The organism is Streptomyces sp. SAI-170 (genome assembly GCF_049739565.1).
Classification (GTDB): domain Bacteria; phylum Actinomycetota; class Actinomycetes; order Streptomycetales; family Streptomycetaceae; genus Streptomyces.
In genome coordinates this window covers 8,686,888-8,704,785 of sequence record NZ_JBMGQD010000001.1, presented here as the reverse complement: position 1 = coordinate 8,704,785, position 17,898 = coordinate 8,686,888, and the positions used below count along the sequence as shown (strand labels likewise).

The 17,898-nt window shown below is 68.2% G+C and carries 17 protein-coding genes and 2 pseudogenes; 8 read left to right on the top strand and 11 right to left on the bottom strand.

Annotation, left to right across the window (positions count from 1 at the left end):
• Positions 1 to 9: 9 nt before the first annotated feature.
• The 6 genes from RKD23_RS39000 to RKD23_RS38975 form a co-directional block, all read right to left on the bottom strand.
• On the bottom strand, positions 10 to 363 hold the full coding sequence (locus RKD23_RS39000; protein ID WP_424858072.1) for a transposase: 354 nt from the start codon (positions 361 to 363) through the stop codon (positions 10 to 12).
• Between the two features lie 209 nt (positions 364 to 572).
• Positions 573 to 2,021, bottom strand: coding sequence for a GH1 family beta-glucosidase (locus tag RKD23_RS38995; RefSeq protein WP_424858071.1), 1,449 nt, complete (start codon positions 2,019 to 2,021; stop codon positions 573 to 575).
• Between the two features lie 164 nt (positions 2,022 to 2,185).
• Positions 2,186 to 3,676 (bottom strand): cellulase family glycosylhydrolase, encoded by a 1,491-nt coding sequence (locus tag RKD23_RS38990; RefSeq protein WP_424858070.1) that lies wholly within the window; start codon positions 3,674 to 3,676, stop codon positions 2,186 to 2,188.
• A 675-nt stretch (positions 3,677 to 4,351) separates the two neighbouring features.
• Complete coding sequence (locus RKD23_RS38985) at positions 4,352 to 5,695, bottom strand: ABC transporter substrate-binding protein (protein WP_424858069.1); 1,344 nt, start codon at positions 5,693 to 5,695, stop codon at positions 4,352 to 4,354.
• A 52-nt stretch (positions 5,696 to 5,747) separates the two neighbouring features.
• Positions 5,748 to 6,695, bottom strand: a complete 948-nt coding sequence (locus tag RKD23_RS38980) for a carbohydrate ABC transporter permease (protein ID WP_424858068.1) — start codon at positions 6,693 to 6,695, stop codon at positions 5,748 to 5,750.
• Positions 6,696 to 6,697: 2 nt separating this feature from the next.
• On the bottom strand, positions 6,698 to 7,615 hold the full coding sequence (locus tag RKD23_RS38975; RefSeq protein WP_030147257.1) for a carbohydrate ABC transporter permease: 918 nt from the start codon (positions 7,613 to 7,615) through the stop codon (positions 6,698 to 6,700).
• A 243-nt stretch (positions 7,616 to 7,858) separates the two neighbouring features.
• Here RKD23_RS38975 and RKD23_RS38970 point away from each other — a divergent pair, with 243 nt between their 5' ends.
• Positions 7,859 to 8,956 carry a LacI family DNA-binding transcriptional regulator gene (locus RKD23_RS38970; protein ID WP_385790959.1) on the top strand — a complete coding sequence of 366 codons (1,098 nt, stop codon included), beginning with the start codon at positions 7,859 to 7,861 and terminating at the stop codon, positions 8,954 to 8,956.
• 86 nt (positions 8,957 to 9,042) lie between these two features.
• On the opposite strand, the gene RKD23_RS38965 is transcribed toward RKD23_RS38970, so the two are convergent.
• From RKD23_RS38965 to RKD23_RS38955, 3 genes and pseudogenes are all read right to left on the bottom strand, one after another.
• Complete coding sequence (locus RKD23_RS38965; RefSeq protein ID WP_424858067.1) at positions 9,043 to 9,462, bottom strand: hypothetical protein; 420 nt, start codon at positions 9,460 to 9,462, stop codon at positions 9,043 to 9,045.
• Between the two features lie 282 nt (positions 9,463 to 9,744).
• Positions 9,745 to 10,002 (bottom strand): annotated as a pseudogene (locus RKD23_RS38960) (hypothetical protein); the annotation flags it as partial.
• Between the two features lie 828 nt (positions 10,003 to 10,830).
• Positions 10,831 to 11,376: a TetR/AcrR family transcriptional regulator gene (locus RKD23_RS38955; protein ID WP_424858439.1), complete on the bottom strand. Its 546-nt coding sequence runs from the start codon at positions 11,374 to 11,376 to the stop codon at positions 10,831 to 10,833.
• A gap of 186 nt (positions 11,377 to 11,562) precedes the next feature.
• Here RKD23_RS38955 and RKD23_RS38950 point away from each other — a divergent pair, with 186 nt between their 5' ends.
• The 5 genes and pseudogenes from RKD23_RS38950 (at position 11,563) to RKD23_RS38930 (ending at position 14,568) form a co-directional block, all read left to right on the top strand.
• The gene (locus RKD23_RS38950; protein WP_424858066.1) at positions 11,563 to 12,324 is read left to right on the top strand and encodes an SDR family NAD(P)-dependent oxidoreductase; all 762 of its coding nucleotides are present in this window, start codon (positions 11,563 to 11,565) and stop codon (positions 12,322 to 12,324) included.
• A gap of 43 nt (positions 12,325 to 12,367) precedes the next feature.
• On the top strand, positions 12,368 to 12,772 hold the full coding sequence (locus RKD23_RS38945) for a DUF4345 family protein (RefSeq protein WP_424858065.1): 405 nt from the start codon (positions 12,368 to 12,370) through the stop codon (positions 12,770 to 12,772).
• A 197-nt stretch (positions 12,773 to 12,969) separates the two neighbouring features.
• A pseudogene (locus tag RKD23_RS38940) lies at positions 12,970 to 13,586 on the top strand (aldehyde dehydrogenase family protein); the annotation flags it as partial.
• A gap of 86 nt (positions 13,587 to 13,672) precedes the next feature.
• Complete coding sequence (locus RKD23_RS38935) at positions 13,673 to 14,053, top strand: PPOX class F420-dependent oxidoreductase (RefSeq protein ID WP_424858438.1); 381 nt, start codon at positions 13,673 to 13,675, stop codon at positions 14,051 to 14,053.
• Positions 14,054 to 14,127: 74 nt separating this feature from the next.
• Complete coding sequence (locus RKD23_RS38930; RefSeq protein WP_424858064.1) at positions 14,128 to 14,568, top strand: hypothetical protein; 441 nt, start codon at positions 14,128 to 14,130, stop codon at positions 14,566 to 14,568.
• A gap of 52 nt (positions 14,569 to 14,620) precedes the next feature.
• On the opposite strand, the gene RKD23_RS38925 is transcribed toward RKD23_RS38930, so the two are convergent.
• A complete protein-coding gene (locus RKD23_RS38925) occupies positions 14,621 to 15,928 on the bottom strand; it encodes a CAP domain-containing protein (RefSeq protein WP_424858063.1) in 1,308 nt (435 codons plus the stop codon).
• Complete coding sequence (locus RKD23_RS38920; RefSeq protein ID WP_424858062.1) at positions 15,918 to 16,334, bottom strand: RNA polymerase sigma factor; 417 nt, start codon at positions 16,332 to 16,334, stop codon at positions 15,918 to 15,920. Before RKD23_RS38920 ends, RKD23_RS38925 begins: the two co-directional genes overlap by 11 nt.
• Before the next feature lie 311 nt (positions 16,335 to 16,645).
• Here RKD23_RS38920 and RKD23_RS38915 point away from each other — a divergent pair, with 311 nt between their 5' ends.
• Entirely contained in the window at positions 16,646 to 17,419 is a 774-nt protein-coding gene (locus RKD23_RS38915) for a hypothetical protein (protein ID WP_424858061.1), read from the top strand.
• Complete coding sequence (locus RKD23_RS38910; protein ID WP_424858060.1) at positions 17,416 to 17,790, top strand: GntR family transcriptional regulator; 375 nt, start codon at positions 17,416 to 17,418, stop codon at positions 17,788 to 17,790. The genes RKD23_RS38915 and RKD23_RS38910 overlap by 4 nt, the downstream gene beginning before the upstream one ends.
• The last annotated feature ends 108 nt before the right edge of the window (positions 17,791 to 17,898 follow it).

Here is a 17,898-nt window from a genome sequence, read left to right as displayed (position 1 = left end):
GTCGTGGAACTACCTGACCGGACCGTCGTCGCGCCAGCGGCGGAAGAATGCGGACACCCGGTCCCACGGCGGGAAGTCAGCAGGCATCGCCCGCCGCTTGATGCCGTTGTCCACCAGGTAGCGGATCACATCAAGTACGGACCGGTGGCAGTACGCCTCCGGCCGGCCGCCGCGACCGCGCAGCCAGCCCGGCACCGGCAGCAACGGCCGGACAGCCGTCCACTCCCGGTCCGTCATGTCCGTCGGATAACGCGGCTGCCGGGACCCGTTGTCGGCGGCGTTTCCGAACCGGTGAGCCAGACAGTCACACTCCCAGGTGACCGAGCTGGACCGCCCGGCCATCGGCACGGAAGGCTGCTGCATCAGGGCCTCCTGCTGCTCGGTGATTCGATACCAACGAGCTGTTCAGGAGGCCCCACCCGGATGCGCCAAGCATCCCGCGACCACCCAATCGGGACTCCCGCCCGACGGGCTTCTCTCAAGACCGAAAAACAACAGCTACCAAGAGCCTCGGCGTCGGCGGCATCCATGCACCGCTTCGCCGCGTCCTGTCGGCCAGGGACATGTAAGCGTCAGACAGTCCCCTGGTGACGAGGATCTTCAGTTACTGCGCCGCTCCTCCGAATAGAGGTTCTCTTCTCGGGGGTGGGAATCGCGACGGAAGCTGCGTGTTGTGTGGTGCGCCCGTGTGCGCGGATGATCTCGGCGTAGCGGTGGCCGCTGTCCTTGATAGTGCGTGTCTGGGTCTCGAAGTCGACGTGGACGATGCCGAACCGCTGCGAGTAGCCGTAGGCCCATTCGAAGTTGTCCAGGAGGGACCAGGCGAAGTAGCCGTCGAGCGGGACGCCGCGGCGGGCAGCCCGCGCGCAGGCTGCCAGGTGGGACTCCAGGAAGGCGATGCGCTCGACGTCGTGGACGCTGCCGTCGGGCGCTGCACGGTCGGGGTAGGCGGAGCCGTTCTCGGTGACGAAGATCGATCGCGGTGCGTAGTCCTGGCTGATCCGGACGAGCAGGTGTTCCAGCCGGTCCGGGTGGACCTCCCAGTCCATTCCGGTACGGGGTGTGCCCGGCGGTGTGACGGGACGGGCGAACGGTGCGGGCCCCTGCGGATCGTCGACGGTGACTGACCGCTTGTAGTAGTTGACGCCGAGCCAGTCCAGCGGCGCCGCGATCTTCTGCAGATCCCCGGCCTCGATGGGTGGTTCGGTCCCGTACACCTCGACCATGTCGGCCGGGTAACCGCGGCCGTGGATGGGATCGAGCCACCAGCGATTGTTGTGCCCGTCGTCGCGGCGGGCCGCGGCGATGTCCTCGGGCCGGTCGCTCGCGGGCTCGGACTGCGTGAGGATGTTGACGATGCCGACCCGCGCTTGCGAGGCGGTGGACCGGAGGGCCTCGACGCCGAGCCCGTGGGCGAGCAGCAGGTGGTGTGAGGCGCGCACGGCGGCGGTCAGGTCGGAGCGGCCTGGCGCCATGACCCCCTGGAGGTGGCCGAGCCATGCGGAGCAGTACGGCTCGTTCAGCGTCGCCCAGTTGGTGACCCGGTCACTGAGCCTGTCGGCCACTACGGTGGCGTAGTCGGCGAATCGCAGGGCGGTGTCGCGGGCGGGCCAGCCGCCGCGGTCCTCGAGGGCCTGCGGCAGGTCCCAGTGGTAGAGGGTGGCATGAGGAGCAAGGCCCTCTTCCAGCAGTGCGTCGACCAGTTGGTCGTAGAAGGCCAGCCCTGCCGGGTTCACGCGGCTGTCCCCGTCCGGCATGACGCGGGGCCAGGCGATGGAGAATCGGTAGGCGTTGAGGCCGAGGGCCTTCATCAACGCCACGTCGTCGGGCCACCGCCGGTAGTGATCGCAGGCGATGTCGCCGGTGTCCCCGCCGGCGATGGTGCCGGGCTGCTTGCAGAAGGTGTCCCAGATGGATGGTGCTCGGCCGTCCTCGGCGACCGCGCCTTCGATCTGGTAGGCGGAGGTGGCCGCTCCCCAGGCAAAGCCGGAGTGGAATGCGGTCAGGTCGTCAAGGGGCACAGCTTTCCTCGCTTCGTGGTCGGGAGGTGTTCGGGGTACGGATGGGACCGTGGATGGACCGGGGCGCTGCTCGGGCCCGGAGGGGAGTGCCCCGGGGATGAGGCCGGTCGCGGCTCTTGACGTCCGCGACCGGCCTGTGGGTGTGTCAGGCGGGGGGTGGCCTCTCAGCTGGTCTGCCACTTCTGGTTGTTGCCGCCCCAGCAGGACCAGAGCTGGACCTTGGAGGTTTCCAGGGCCCTGTCCAGGCACATATTGAGCGCCTGCATTGGCCGGATCGTGCCGTCGGAGTAGAACATCCACTTCTGGTTGTCTTGGCCGTTGCAGTTATAGGTGCCGACCACGGTGCCGTCCTTGATGGCTCCCCAGGCGTCCAGGCACTTCTGGTTCGTACCGCTGTAGACGGTGAGCTGCCCGGAGGGCGTCCGGGTCCACTTCTGGTTGTCGCCGCCCCAGCACTGGGCCCAGACCTGGACCTGGACGTTGTCTTGGCCGAGGGGGACGTCGAGGCAGCCGTTGCTGCCGACGTTGCGCAGGATGCTCGTGTGCGAGCCGGGGTCGCTGCCCCAGGCGTACTTCAGGCGGTCGATGCCGCTGATGTTGCGAACGCCCAGCGCCAGGTTGGTGCCGCTGCCCTCGAGGTCGAACAGGGAGTACCAGTCGTAGGTGGGCCGGTCGCTGTGCTTACCACCGAGGGCCGGCCAGTAGACCGCGCCCATGCCGAGGGAACGGGCGGTGTCGGTGTCGGCACGCAGGTACCGCACGAAGTTGTCGGTGCTCGTCGCGTCGTTGTAGTTGAGACCTGTGTCCATCGGCGCGCCGAACTCGTCCAGGATGGTGCGCGTGCCGCAGGTGCCGACTTTGCTCTTGAAGTCGCTGACCCACTCGTCGTAGGTCTTCGGCCCCGAAGTGAAGGCGTAGTGGTGGAGTGAGAGGTAGGTTCCGTCGAGGCGGGAGTCGGCGCACACGGTCGTGACGTAGTCGTTGTAGTTGGGGCCGCTCACGATGATCCGGTTCTTGGGGATCGTTGGGTTGCTGGCGATCCAGTTAGCGGCGACGTTGGCCCAGTCGGTGGCGCTGTACCCGTGGGGCTCGTTGTAGGGCTCGAAGTAGACCAGGCCATTGGACCCGTACTTGTCGGTCACGGCCTTCCACATCGACGTGAACGCGGCCGCGTCGACGATCCGGCCGTTACTGCCGACCCCGTCGCCGTCCCAGTAGGCCAGGATGACCTTGAAGCCCTTGGCGGTCGCGGCGTCGATGGCGCCGGTGTACTTGTCGCCCCACGTCGTGCCGGGGACGGAGTATTTGTTGATCGGCAGCCGGACGGTGTTGGCGCCGATGTTCTGGAACCCGCTGAGGATGGCGTTCGCCTTGGCGTTGACGGTCGCGTAGCTGTCGGATGAGTCCAGTCCTTCGGGGACGACGGCACCGCTGGAGAAGTTGTCCCCCGGCATGGCCCAGTTCGCGCCCTTGAACTTGCTGGCGTCCGTCGGGTTGGATTCCGCAGCCGCCGGCGACGCGGTGGACAGCATGGTGATCGGCGCGGCGATCAGTGCGGCCGCGAGGCAGGCCAGCGCGCGGCGGAGGAAGCGGGTACGGGCGGGGGGCAGTACGGCGGAGTGAGGACCTGGCCGGGTGCGTTGGGAGTTGGGCATGTCGTGTTCCTTTTCTGCATGCGGCTCTGTGCAGGCGGTCGTTGCCGCCTTGGGCGCCACGAAGCGATCTGCCGCGGTGGGCGGTTGTGATGCGGTGGTGTCGCCTGGGTGTGTTCCGGGGAAGGCACGGCGCGAGGTGGTGTTGGGCGTCAGGCGGCCGGGGAACGTGGGGTCGGCTGAGTGGACGTGCTCGCTTTGGGCTGGCGGGCACGGCCTTTGTTGTGGCGAAGGGGCCACTGCGGGAGGGGCCCGCTACGGCGTTGTCACCGCCCGCTGAGTGTCCTTGCTCGGGGCGGCGGGCACGGGATGCTGTTGGCGGCTGCGCGGCCGACCGCGGTGATCGCGACCACCGGTGCCCGAATCCGCGCGGGCGGTGGCCTGGGCAGGATGCTGGGCGAGCGTCCGCGCATCCGGGTTGCTCCTTCGGGTACGGGCGGCTCAGGGCATGGGGGAGGGAGGCCGCGTGTGGCTTGGTGAGCCCGGGATGGGACCCCGCCGGCCTGTCAGGTGGCCGGCGGGGCGATGGTGGGGGCGGGTCGCTGAGGTCGTCGTCAGCGGCGGCCGCCTGCGGCCGGTCGTGCGGCCTCGTGCCCTCAGGGTGGAGGCGCGACAAAGTGCCGTTGGACGGTCCTGCTGTCCGGCCAACAGGCGGGCGGGACACGGGCCGGGGGCGTGTTACTTGACGGTGAAGCCTTGTTCCTGGCCGTACTTGCGGGAGGCGTCCTGCCAGGCTTTGAGGCCGTCGTGCAGGGTGGTTTCGCTGACGTAGGCCTTGCCGACGGTGTCGTTGAAGATGCTGTTGGCGTAGACCTGGAAGGGCAGGTAGGACCACCCGATGAGGACGTCGTCGGCCGACTTGGCGAGCACCTCGTTGATCTTCTGGCCGCCGAAGTACGGGTCTTGCTTGTTCAGGAACTCCACGGAGTTCAGCTGCTTGGTGGTGGAGGGGAACGTCCCGGCGTCGATACGGGTCTGCGCGCCCTCGTCGACGGCGGCGTACTTGAGGAAGGCGTAGGCGAGATTCTTCTTGGTGCTGGCCTGCATGACGGCCAGCGAGCTGCCGCCGTTCTCGGCGGTGACAGCGTCCCCGCTCTTCCACTGCGGCATGGGCGCCACGCGCCACTTGCCGGCGCCGGCCTTGACGCCCGATGCGAGGGGCGCGGGCATCCACGCGCCAGTGACGAGGGAGGCGATCGTGCCGTCGCCGAGGCCCTTGTACCACGCATCGCTCCAGGGGGAGACCGGCGCGAGCAGCTTGTCGCTGATGAGCTGCTGCCAGGCGGTGGTGAACTTCTTGGTCCCGGCGTCGTCGAAGTTCACACCGACCTGGGTGCCGTTCACGGTGTACGGCCTTCCGCCGGCCTGCCAGATCATGCTGGTGGTGAAGCCGGCGTCGCCGGTGTCGGCGGCGAGATACGCCTTGGGGTCCGCCTTGTGCAGCTTCTTGGCCGCGGCGATGTACTCCTCCCAGGTGGCCGGCACCTTGATCTTGTACTTGTCGAAAACCTCCTTGTTGTAGAACAAGGCCATCGGGCCTGAGTCCATCGGCAGGGCGTAGATACCCTCGGTGCCGGCGTGGACGGCGCTCCACGGGCCGGCGGAGAAGGTGCCCTTGAGCTTGTCCGCACCCAGGGCGCTGAGGTCGGTGAGGGACTTGGCGAGCGAGAACTGCGACAGGGCGTAGTACTCGATCATGGCGACGTCGGGGACACCCGATCCGGCCTTGACCGCGTTCTGCAGCGCGGTGTACTGGTCGTTGTTGGTACCGGCATTGACCAGGTTGACCTTGACCTTGGGGTACTTGGCCTCGAAGTCGCTGACGACCTTCTTCAGCGTCGGGTCCCAGGCCCAGACCGTGATCTCGCCCCCGGCGTTCAGGGCGGCCTGGATGTCGGCGTTGGACGCAGGCTTGGCGCTGCCCGAGTCCTCGGTGCCGGAGGAGCTGCAGGCAGTGGCGGTGAGTGCCACCGACAGGGCCGCGGCGCCCAGCAGCAGGGCGTGACGACGGGTTCTCGTCATGGGGTGTTCCCTTTCGTGCGGTGTACCAGGGGTTGCAGTCGGCGGGCGCAGATCAGCCCTTGACGCTTCCGGCGGACAGGCCGGACTGCCAGTACCGCTGGAGCAGCAGGAACGCCACGATCAGCGGGACGATGGTGAGCAGTGATCCAGTGATCACGAGATTGAAGACCGCTTCGCCACCCACGGTGGAAGCCTGGGCGTTCCAGCTGTTCAGGCCGAGGGTCAGCGGGTACCAGTCGGGATCCTTCAGCATGATCAGAGGCAGGAAGTAGTTGTTCCAGGTCGCGACCACGTTGAAGAGAAGAACGGTGACGATTCCAGGCGCCAGCATCGGCAGGCTGATCCGGAAGAACGTGCGGAACTCGCCGGCGCCATCGACGCGCGCCGACTCCAGGATCTCTTTCGGGACGGCGTCGGTGGCGAAGGTCCACATCAGGTAGAGGCCGAACGGCGAGACCAGCGACGGGATGATGATCGCCCACGGGGTGTTGGTCAGCCCCATCTCGGAGAACATCAGGAAGGTGGGAACCGCCAGTGCGGTACCGGGCACCGCGACCGCTCCGATGACAGTCGCGAACACCCCCTTCTTGCCGGGGAAGTCGAACTTGGCCAGCCCGTATCCGGCGAGCGTCGCGAGGAACGTAGCGCCGCCCGCCCCGACCACCACATACAGCACGGTGTTGAGCAGCCAGCGGGTGAAGATCCCGTCGTTGTAGCTGAAGGTGTCGGCGATATTGCCGAACAGGGCGAAGTCGCCATCCAGCCACAGGCCGAAGGAGTCGAACAGCCCCCTCTGCGTCTTGGTCGCGTTGACCGCCAGCCACGCCAGCGGCAGCAACGTGTACACCAGCATGATCACCGTCAGGGCGGTCAGCGTGGCGCTGCGCCTCTTCCGGCGGGAGGCGCGACGGGCGGGGCGGACCACCAGCGGGCCCGAAGAGGCACCCGCGTGCCGTGCCGTGCGCGGCTTGTGCCCGACGCGGGGAGTCGTGGTCGCCATGATCAGGATTCCTTCCGCAGGCCGCGCAGCTGGACGGCGTAGGCGATGATCATCGTGATCACACCCATGACGATGGCGACCGTGGCCGAGTAGTTGAACTTCTGTCCGGCAAACGACAGCGAGTAGGCGTAGAGGTTTGGCGTGAAGTAGGACGTGATCGCATTCGGCGCCAGGCTCTTGAGGACGCTCGGCTCGTTGAACAGCTGGAAACTGCCGATGATCGAGAAGATCGTCGCGATCGACAGAGCCCCGCGCAGCGCCGGGAGCTTGATCGCCCAGATGATCCGCAGCTGCCCGGCCCCGTCCATCTCCGCGGCCTCGTACAGCGCCGGATCGACTACCCTCAGCGCCGAGTAGAGGATCAGCATGTTGTAGCCCACGAACTGCCAGGTCACGATGTTGCCGATCGAGGCGAGGACCAGATCGGGCGACAGTGGGTCGGGAAGCGAAATCCCGAACGCCTCATTGATGTTGCCGACCAGGCCGAAACGGGTTCCGTACATGAAGCCCCACATCAGCGTTGCGACGACGGCCGGCACCGCGTAAGGCAGGAACACCGAGATCCGGAAGAAGCCCGCCCCGTACAGGCGGCCGCTGTCGATCGCCAGGGCCAGCAGAAGCGCGAGGAGCAACATGATCGGGACCTGCACGGCCAGGAAGACCGCCACCCGCCCGAAGGCGGACCAGAACTGCGCGTCCCCCAGCACCTCGGTGTAGTTGTCGGCACCGACGAAGGCCGTTCCGCCGATCAGCCGGGTACGGAACAGGCTCAGGTAGATCGAGTAGCCGATCGGTGCGAGGAAGACCAGCGCAAACACCGCCACGAACGGCCCGACGAACCGCCAGCCGACCCATGACCGCCGTCTCGAGGCCGATGGCCTCCTGGCACCTGGAACCCCTGCCTGTGGTGCTGCGACCACCGCTTCACTCCTTGCTGGGCGAACGCTGACCACACTGCGTGGTCACGTGAACATCGAGTCCGGCTCAGCGCACTGATCCGAACTTTGTTCACGTGACCATTCAGCCCGCAGACGGTTGGTCACGTGAACATGATGCGGTAGCGTGGCACCCGTCACAGTGGGAGGTCAAGGTTTCTCGCACGTTAAAACTCCCCGAGCCTTCGGGTGGACGGCGACGAGTGGACAGAGAGGAGCGAATGCTCGATGGACCTGAGTGAGCTGGGGCAGCAGGATCCTGGTCCTGCGGTGGGTGCACAGCAAGTCGGTTCGGCCGTACCGGGCGGGCGCCACAGGCAGCACGTCACGAGGGCCGACGTCGCCGCGCTTGCCGGCGTTTCACGTCAGACCGTGTCCAGGGTGGCCAACGGCCATCCCAGCGTGATCGGTTCGACTCGGGAGCGGGTGCAGGCTGCGATGCGGGAACTGGGCTACCGGCCCAACAGTGCCGCGCGCGCCCTCAGGTACGGGCAGTTCAAGACCATCGGCGTGATCCTCCACAGCCTCTCCGCCACCGGCCACAGCGACACCGTGCAAGCGATCGCGGCCCAGGCCGCGGCCGAGGGATACGCGATCACGGTGATCCCCGTCGATATTCCGACCCAGGACAGTGTGCTGGGCGCCTTCACCCGGATGGGCGAACTGGCCGTCGACGCAGTCATCGTCTTCATCGAGGTCCACCTGCTTGACGCGGGAACCGTGAAGCTGCCGCCCGGCGTGCGCGTGGTCGTCGTGGACTCCGACGCCGGAGACCGCTATCGCGTGGTCGATACCGACCAGGCCGGCGGCACCCGAGAGGCCATCAGCCACCTGCTGGAACTCGGACATGAGACCGTCTGGCACGTGACCGGTCCGGAGACGTCGTACGCAAGCCAGCGCCGAGCCCAGACATGGCAGACCGTGCTCGAGGAAGCCGGACGGCCTGTGCCACCGCCCCTGCACGGCGACTGGACCGCCGAATCGGGCTACGCGGCCGGCCTCGAACTCGCACAAGAGCCGGACTGCACCGCGGTGTTTGCCTCCAACGACCAGATGGCACTCGGTCTCCTGCACGCCTTCCAAGAACGAGGCAAGGCCGTCCCCGGCGACATCAGCGTGGTCGGCTTCGACGACCTCCCCGATGCCGCCCACTTCGCCCCGCCCCTGACCACCGTCCACCAGGACTTCGCCGAGGTGGGCCGGAAAAGTGCCCAGGAGGTCTTGCGGCAGATCCACGAACACGACGTCCCCCGATCCGGCACGGACATCGTTCCCACCCGCCTGGTGGTCAGAAGCAGCACGGCACCGCCGCCCCTGAAGCGGTAAGGGTGGGTGGCTGTTGGCTTGCCGAACTTGAGGACGGCGTTTCACGGTGCTGGCTCCGGACGGCGGCAACACCGTCGGCACGGGCGTCACCCCGGATCCGCGGGATGCGAACGCTCCCCCAAGCACCCAGGACCACCTAATGGGATGGAGCGGCTGTTGACCGGCAGCCGTACGGTGTTGGCGCCGAGCGTGCTCTGGAACCCGCTGAGGATGGCGTCGGCCTTGACCTTGACGGTCTCGTAGCTGTCGGCTTCGTTCAGCCCCTCGGGGACAACGGCGCCGTAGGTGAAGTCGTCTCCCGCCCTGGCCCAGTTCACGCCTTGGAACTGGCCGGCGTCCAGCGTGGGCTCTTCGGCGGCGGCCGGTGATGCCCCTGACACGGCACTGACCGACACGGCGATCAGCCCCGCCAGCAGACCAGCTGCCGCGCGGCTCAGGGAGCGGGTACCCGCGGAAGGGGGTGCGGTGGAGTGAGGACTGGGTCGGGTGCGCTGGTAGTTGAGCATGTCGTGTCCCTTCTGTGCTTGCGGCTCTGAACACACGGCTCTGCGCCGGCCGCCGATCGAGGTGGCGCGGACAGGCGCCGAGGCCGAGGGTCGACTTCGTTCGAGCCGTGGCAGCTGTCAGCTCAAGGTGACTCCGCTGGAGCCGGCTTCGCCCGTGATGCCCGCGTGGTGTGCGGTCGAGCCATCAAGGCTTCGCATGCCGAGCGGTTCAACTCATGGACTTGTTCGGCCACGCGAGCCGCCGCTGCCTCTCGGCGTAGTCGTCCCGCCACTCGCGGGAGGATCGGCGGTGACGCCGGGCTTCTTCTTGCAGGCCGCGTAGATGTCCGCGTACGCCTCCTTCGGCATGGCATCGGACGCCTTGGAACCGAGAGTGACGGTCCTCGGGTCACTCGCGGTACCGCTGCCGCCGCAGGCGCTGAGCAGCGGGACGCCGGCGCTTGGTGCAACCGCCCCGCCCGGCCCCCGCGACAACGCGCGACGGTCGGGGCCGGGAGAGGAAAGACCGAGGAAGAAAGTTGCACCTCGACTCCTGGGCAGAGCAGCGGGCCCGTAGGGTAGCCCGAGGGCACAAGTTCAATCAGAAGCAAACGAGACCGAACGGCGGGCCCATGAGATCCGTTCGGGCCTCCGAACGTCAAGAGTCATGCGCCGCTCTTTTTCTGACCCTTACGAAAACTGGTGGTCTGGGAAATTGCTTTCCCTAGGCGGCCGTCCAATGGATTTCCGCAGGCCGGGAGTGACGGGCACGCCCCCATGGCGTGAATCCGCCTGACGGCGCTCAGAGTCGCAGGGCCGTCGAATGACAGGACCTCACGGTCACGACACCCGCACCCGGCTCCGGCAGTTTGGAAGAGACTTCCTCTAATCCCTTGCAGAAGCCCAGGGGAACTCCTAAGTTCCCCGGGCGCAGCACCGTTGGAGCCATCTCATGTCGAGCCGTAAGCGCGGCAGCCGAGTATCGGTCAGGGGTGTCAGCATGTCGGCGACGAAGAACCGGGAACGCCCATCACTCCCAAACCACCGAGAACCCGACCCACGGACACCTGCCGCAGCGCGCACGCGACCTCGTCTACATAAAACCGAACCTACCGGGCTTCGTCAGGAACCCGTGAGGGAGCTCACAAGCGACTCGATAACTGGCGCACGGACGTCAAGGGAGTTATCGTCAGACGGTAGAACGACCGGTCTTCCTACCTCCTGGAGGCGGTCGCTCGGACTTCCTGGCCGGGCTGCCCCCAGGCGGAGACATGCCAGTAGGTCACCGGTGCACGTCGAAGAGAGATCAAGAGTTCCGTGAAACCAATCCGCGCCCCGGCCCGGTCGGGGCCCCGCAGAGAGTCGCTGTTTGCTGCCGCCCCGACAGGGTCAGCCTCCCGCCCGGATCAGCCGGACCGCGTCCAGGAGGGTCTTGTGGGCGGCCGTCGAGTCGTCCAGATAGCCGGCTGCCATCGCGCCGTCGTACAGCATCAGCAGCGCACCGGCGGCCGACTCCGGCGCGGGGTGCCCGAGCCGGGTGAGCAGGTCCTGGAAGAGGGTGCGGATCCAGTCCCGGTGGGACGCCACCAGACCGCGGATCGGATGGTCGGCGTCCGGGTACTCGGCGGCGGCGTTCATGAACGGCGATCCGCGGAAGCCGCGCTCGCGTGCGTGCTCGGCGATCGCCTCGAAGATCAGGTCGATCGCCTCCGCGGGCGGATGCGCGGCGGCCAGCGGTTCGGCCACCCCCTTGTAGTAGGCGTCCTTGGTCAGCAGATAGGCCACGACCAGGTCGTCCTTGGAGGCGAAGTGCCGGTAGAAGGTCGCCTTCGTCACGCCGGCCTCTGCGATCAGCCGCTCCACGCCGATCGCGCGCACACCCTCGTAATAGAACAGCCGCGACGCTGCCCGGACCAGACGTTCGCGAGGAGGCAGGTGTGCCTCGCTCGTGCTGTCCTGACGCTTGGCGTTGGTTGTCTTCCGACCCGTAGTACTCACTTGCCCATTCTGCCCGTAGCCCAGTTCTGAGTGGCCTCCACCCCCATACGGCCGCACCAGCGCTGACACTCACTGTCCTCCACGGCCCGCAACGGCGTGGCCGCTAATCGAAAGATTTGAACCATGACTCGTCGTCTTGAAGGAACCGCCGCCCTGGTCACCGGAGCCTCCAGCGGCATCGGCCACGCCACCGCTCTGGAGCTCGCCGGCGAGGGTGCCTCCGTGGCACTGGTCGGTCGGCGTGAGGACCGGCTCACCGACCTCGCCGCACAGATCACGGACGCCGGCGGGAAGGCCCTGGTCGTGCCCGCCGACATCACCACCGCCGAGGCCGCCGCGGAGGCGGTCGATCGGACCGTCGACGGTCTGGGCCGCCTGGACATCCTGGTCAACAACGCCGGCCTCATGCTGCTCGGTCCCACCCCCGGCGCGGACCTGAACGACTGGCGGCGCATGATCGACATCAACCTCATGGGCCTGATGTACACCGCCCACGCGGCCGTCCCCCACCTGGTCAAGGCCGCCGCCGACGCACCGCGCCAGGTCGCCGACATCGTCAACATCAGCTCGCTCAACGGCCGCACCGCCTACCCCATGATGGCCGTGTACAGCGCCAGCAAGTTCGGTGTCAACGCCTTCAGCGAGTCGCTGCGCCAGGAGCTGGCACGCCAGCACGTCCGCGTGTCCGTCGTCGAGCCCGGCAGCGTCGACACCGAACTGCGCACGCACAACCCGGAACCGGTCCTGAAGGCACTCGCCGCCGGTCTGGGTGACATCGAGCGGCTGCAGAGCCAGGACATCGCCGACGCCGTCGGCTACATCGTGACCCGCCCCCGTCATGTGGCCGTCGGCGAACTGCTCGTACGCCCCACCGAACAGGCCTGACCACCCATTCCGAGGCCAACTCCCCAACACGCAAGGAGTCGTGATGGCGGCCCGCGTTCCTGTCGCAGCAGCCGACACCGTCGTCCGCGTCTGCCTGCTGCTCGCCACCGCCATCACGCTCGGAGACGGCCTCCAGCTGTTGGCACAGGGAAGCCCCGCGGACGCGGACAACGTGCACCGCTTCATGGCGGGCGTCTACATCGGCTGGGCTCCCCTCTTCTTCTGGACGGCGGCAACGATCCACCGCCAGGGAGTGCTCGTCTACTTCCTGGCAGTCCCGATCTTCCTCGGAGGCGTGGGCCGACTGATGTCCTTCGCCCAGAACGGCATTCCCAGCCCGGTGGGAGTCTCCCTCGCCTCCGCCCTCCTGGATTTCACCCTCTCGATCGTCATCGTCCGGGCGCACAGCACCGCACTCAGGTCCAGACGAGTGGCGGCAGCTGCCTGAAGCACCCGTCGTGGGCGGCCGGCCCGGTAGCACAGCGGGTGTCGAGGTGGGCCCCGTGGCGCTGGAGCGCCTCACGGGTTTGCGCGGCGGCCAGTAGGTGTCGCGGACGAGTGTCGTATGCGGGTTGGTGGAGCTGCCCGGAAGATGCGCAAGTCAAGGCTCGGCGCAGGTCGGGGACGGTGATCGCGAACGCCACGGTCGCGCAGCGCCTGGCGCAGACGAAGTTCGCCAACGCAGGACAGACCTGCGTCGCCCCCGACTACGTCCTGACCGACCCGCACACCGCGTCCGAACCAGAGGCTGCCCTGGTCGCCGCGCTCAAGGGGCTGTTCGGCGCGGACCCGCAGACGTCCGACGCCTACGGACGGATCATCCACGAGCGTCACTTCGACCGGCTGTCCGCACTGCTGACTTCCGGCCGTACGGTCACCGGCGGGCAGACCGCTCGGACACGTACATCGCCCCGACCGTGCCGGCCGATGTGCGACCCGACGAGCCGGTGATGCAGGAGGAGATCTTCGGCCCCATCCTGCCGATCCTGACCGTGGCGGACCTGGACGAGGCAATCACGTTCATCAACGAGCGCGACAAGCCGCTCGCTCCGTACGCCTTCACCGAGAACATCACCAAGCGACGCCTCGCTGCCGAGACCTCCTCGGGCAGCCTCAACTTCGGCCTGCCGATGTACCACCTCGCCGTGCCGGCCCTCCCCTTCGGCGGCGTCGGCGTAAGCGGCATGGGCAACTACCACGGCCGCTACTCCATCGAGACCTTCAGTCACCGCAAGGCCGTCCTCGACGTCCCGCTGAGCTGAACCGACCCGAAAGAAGGTATCCCATGCGATACGCCGCCCACGTGGCCAGCGACCTCGAAGACAAGAGCAAGGAGCACGAACGCATCATGGACGACACGCTGGAGCAGCTCGGCGCCGGGAAGTACATGCTCGTCACCAGCTACCGCAAGAACGGCACCCCGGTCGCCACCCCGGTGTGGGTGGTGCGCGACGGCGACACGCTGGGCGTGCGGACCCCCGCCGACTCCTGGAAGGTCAAGCGGATCCGGGCACGCGGCGACATCCTCGTCGGCCCGTGCGACCTGCGCGGCAACCCGACCGGCGAACAGGTCCCGGCCACCGCCGAGATCACCGACGAGTCGACCGGCGCCCGCTACCGCAAACTCATCGCCCGCAAGTACGGCATCCTCGGCCGCCTCATGATCCTCCAGAGCCGGCTCCAGGGAAAGGACAGCACGCTGGGCATCCGCGTGCGGCTCACCGCCTAACGGGATGGGGCAGAGTCAGCAGCCGGCCGCACCCGGCACCTTCCTTCGCCCGCTTCGTACTCTTCGGCGGCGGAGTGGGACTGGCCTCCAGCTTCGCCGTGGCGGCGCTCGCCTCCTGGGTGTACTGGGGCCTCGCCAACGCTCTGATCACCGCGTTCACGCTCCTCGCCACCGAGTTGCATGCCGGCTTCGCCTTCGGCGCAGGCGGGCACGCGACCCGGCGCCAGCATGCGCAGTCGGCCGGGTCCGCGGCGGCCGCGTATGCGGTGACCTCCGTGGCGATGCTTGTCCTGCAGCAACAGGTGACGGCACCCGGTGTGGTGCTCGAGCAGGTCGTCTACCTGTCCGCCTCCGCGCTCGCCGGTATCGGGCGGTTCGCGGTGTTGCGCCTCGTTGACTTCGCGCGGAGCCGCTCACAGGTTGCGGCCACCGTCCCCACCATCCGTCCCGTGCACACAGCCGCGGCCCGCGCCGCGGCACCTGCCGGGCCAGTGATGCTGGGCCACGCCGCCTGACCGTTCCATCGGGAACGGGATCACCGCCTGGATGCCAGGTAGACAAAGCCACCTAGTAGTCGATGTTGAGAGCAGAGATGAGTCCGCTCGGGCCCACGGCACTTCCGGCTCCGGCGTTGCGGGAACCGGGGTGCGTGAGGGCTGCCTTGTGCCCAGGACTGTTGAACCAGGTCTCCATCATCTCCTCCGGTGTGGCGGAGGTACTGGGGGACCAGTAGAGGACTTCGTAGCCGCAGTGCTCGCTGGGGCGGGGCTGCCGGGCGGCGTTCTTGTCCGCGCACGCCTGGGCGGCTTGCACCTGTGCGGCATTCTCCTTGACGTCGGGTAGTCCCAGCGCACGGCGACGTTCATTGAGCAAGGCGATCAGCTGGGAGGTCAGTGACGGCGCGGTCGGGGTCGTCTCGACGGTCGGTTTCGCGGCTGCGGCACGCGTGGGCGGCGTCGTCTGCCTCGTGGGTTTCACACCGGTCGGCGGCGGACTGGTAGCCGGCGGGGACGACGGCGAGGCCGTGGATTCGGCTGTGGCTGACCTCGTGGGGGATGCGGTCGGCGACGGCGTCGAGGATCCGGAGGCGGACTGGGGCTCCCCCTCGGGGGTGGTGATACCCCGCACCGGCTGGTGCCCGGTGTCCGGCGACAGGATGGCCATGGCCGCGCCGGTGCCTCCGGCGGTGATCAGTGTGACAGCGGCGGCCATGGCGGCACGACGCCGCTTCAGTATGCGGCGTCGTATGCGCAGGCTGCGGCGTCCGGGCGGATTGCCGCTCCCCGGCGGGCCAAGGACGATGGTGTCCGCCCCGACGGCGCGGTACCGGGCACCCGCGCCCGGGTCGGCCTTCCCGCTGTGCTGGGCCAACTCGTCGGGGCTGCCCTGATCTGTGTGCACGGCCGCGTCCGAGGGACCGCCCGTGCCCGTTCGCACGCCGGTCTCGAAGGTCGCGTTCTGAGCGGGCAAGCCGTCGTCCCCGACGGGCGCGAGCTCCGCGAGGCCGGACAGCGTCCCGGCCAGTGCCACCAGCCCCAGGCCCACCCGCAACTTCTCGGCGGGCAGCAGGCCGGCCTGCAGGCGCGAGCAGAGCGTGCAGTCGCGGGCGTGCCGCGCGATCCGCTTGCGCCACAGCGCCGACGGGACGCCGTTCCAGAGCCCGATGCCGTCGTCGAGCAGCACACAGCGGGGCACCGCGGCCAGTGCCCGCACCACCAGGCGGGCCGTCTCCAACTGAGCCTTCATCCGCTGCACCCGCACCGCCGTGTGCTGCGGCGACAGCTGAAGCGCCGCGGCCACCTCGCCCCGGGTCAGCTCGCCCGCGGCCTCCAACCACCACAGCGCCAAAAGCTCCCGGTCGGCGTCATCCAGCACAGCGGGTGGCTTCGGCCACCTCCCGCCGCTGTCCCTGAAGCCCCAGCTGGACGATCGTCAGGTCCACGAAGTCCGCGCCGGGGTCGGCCACGTCGTGGAGGTCCTGCTGTCCGGCAACGGCCGGTGCTGCCTGGCGGGTCTGCCAGTGGCTGCGGATCCGGTTCATCGTGATGGCCACCAGCCAGGACCGGAACTGTTCTGGATCGCGCAACGAGCCGAGCTGGCCGAGCGCACGGAGCATGGTCTCCTGCACCACGTCGTCGACGTCGGCGTCCCCGTTCAGTGCCCGGCCCACGATGTTATACACCAACGGCAGATACGCGGCGACCAGCTCATCCTGGGCCCACAGGGCCCCCTGCCGGGCCGCCTCGACCAACGCAGCGTCGCGTTCGCTACTCGCTGCCACGGCTGACCACTTCCTTTTCCGATGCTCGAAGTGCCTTGCCCGTCATATGGGAGACCTCGGCCCGAGGAGTGGGATAACAACAACGCGCCGCGAACCTGAGCCCCAGCTAGAAGCAGCCGGCCAACCGCTACCCGGACCGTGCTGTGAACTGCTGGGCATGCCCACTCACCCAACTTGCATCGAAGTGTTGACACAAGATTCGCCCACGGCATCTTGTACTTACTGCCCGATACAAGCTGGCCCTGCGGCAGGCAGCGTCCGCTGCCGCCGATGCAGGCCGCGCAGCCGCCACCACCCACTGGGGTCTTCACATGCTCGACACCCACCAGCCCGAATCCCGCCCCCGCGCCCACGCCGACCGCTACGCCCGCTGGGCCGGTCTGGCTGTCGGCGTCGTGGCCGCACCGCTATGGGCCACCGTAGACATCACCAACTACCCGCTAGGTGCCTTCGATGCCGGCGTGCCCCTGGTGAGCTTCGCGACCGCTTTCGGCCTGTGCGCGGTGGGCGGCGTCCTGCTCGGCGACGTCCTCACTCCCCTGCCTCGGGAGGCGGTACGCACCGCCAGTCTCACCCCACGCCGGATCCGAGACCACGTGCCGCCCCGAATCACTCTCTTGCTTCTCCTCCAGGCGGTCATCGTTGCCGCGGTGGCCGGTGCGGGGGACGCCTTGGGCACCCAAGACGCCATGTACCGGGCGATCGGGGCCAGGGGTGACGGCTGTGACGGGACCGAACCACCCGTCATCCTCTGGCCCGGTATCCTCGACGGCCGCCAGATCCTCGGCTCTCTCGCCATCGGCACGGCCGCCTGCGCCTGGGCCCTGCGCCGTGTCGCCCGCCGTGCGAGCGACGACCAGCAGCGCCGCGACCGCTCCTCGGCCATCATCGCAGCCTGGGGGGTGCTGGTCTCGACCCAGCTGTCACTCGTCGTTTCGACGATCCACACGGACCTGATGGGCAGTAACTGCGCCGACATGATGGGCATCTCTTCCTTGGCGATCTACCCCCTGGGCCTGCTCGCCCTGGTCACCCTGGCATGGTCCCTGTTCACCGCGGCCGTACCCCGATCGGCCCGACGATGACCGCACCCGCCGTCCGCGTCGACACCACCAGCTCGGTACCGCCCTACGAGCAGATCCGCGCCCAGCTCGCCGCCCTGATTGTCACCGGCCGACTGACCGAGGGCGAACGCCTGCCGACCGTACGTCAGCTCGCCACCGACCTCGGCCTGGCACCGGGCACCGTGGCCCGCTCCTACCGTGAGCTGGAGGCCGCGAAACTGATCCGCACCCGCCGTGGGGCAGGCACCCGGGTCGCGACACCCCCGTCCGAACCAACCCGCCCCGGCCCGGACCAACTCGCCACCCTGGCAAGGGACTTCACCTCAGCTGCCCGCGCGCTGGGCGCCGACACCGAAGCCATCCTGACCGCCGTCCGCGAGGCCCTGGACTGACGACGGCCAGCCGCGTCACCCGTGGCGGCAGCACCAGCCCGATCCTCTCCAGCCGGAGATGCCATCCGCCCACCGACAGCACCCCCGGTCCGATGATGTGCTCACCGC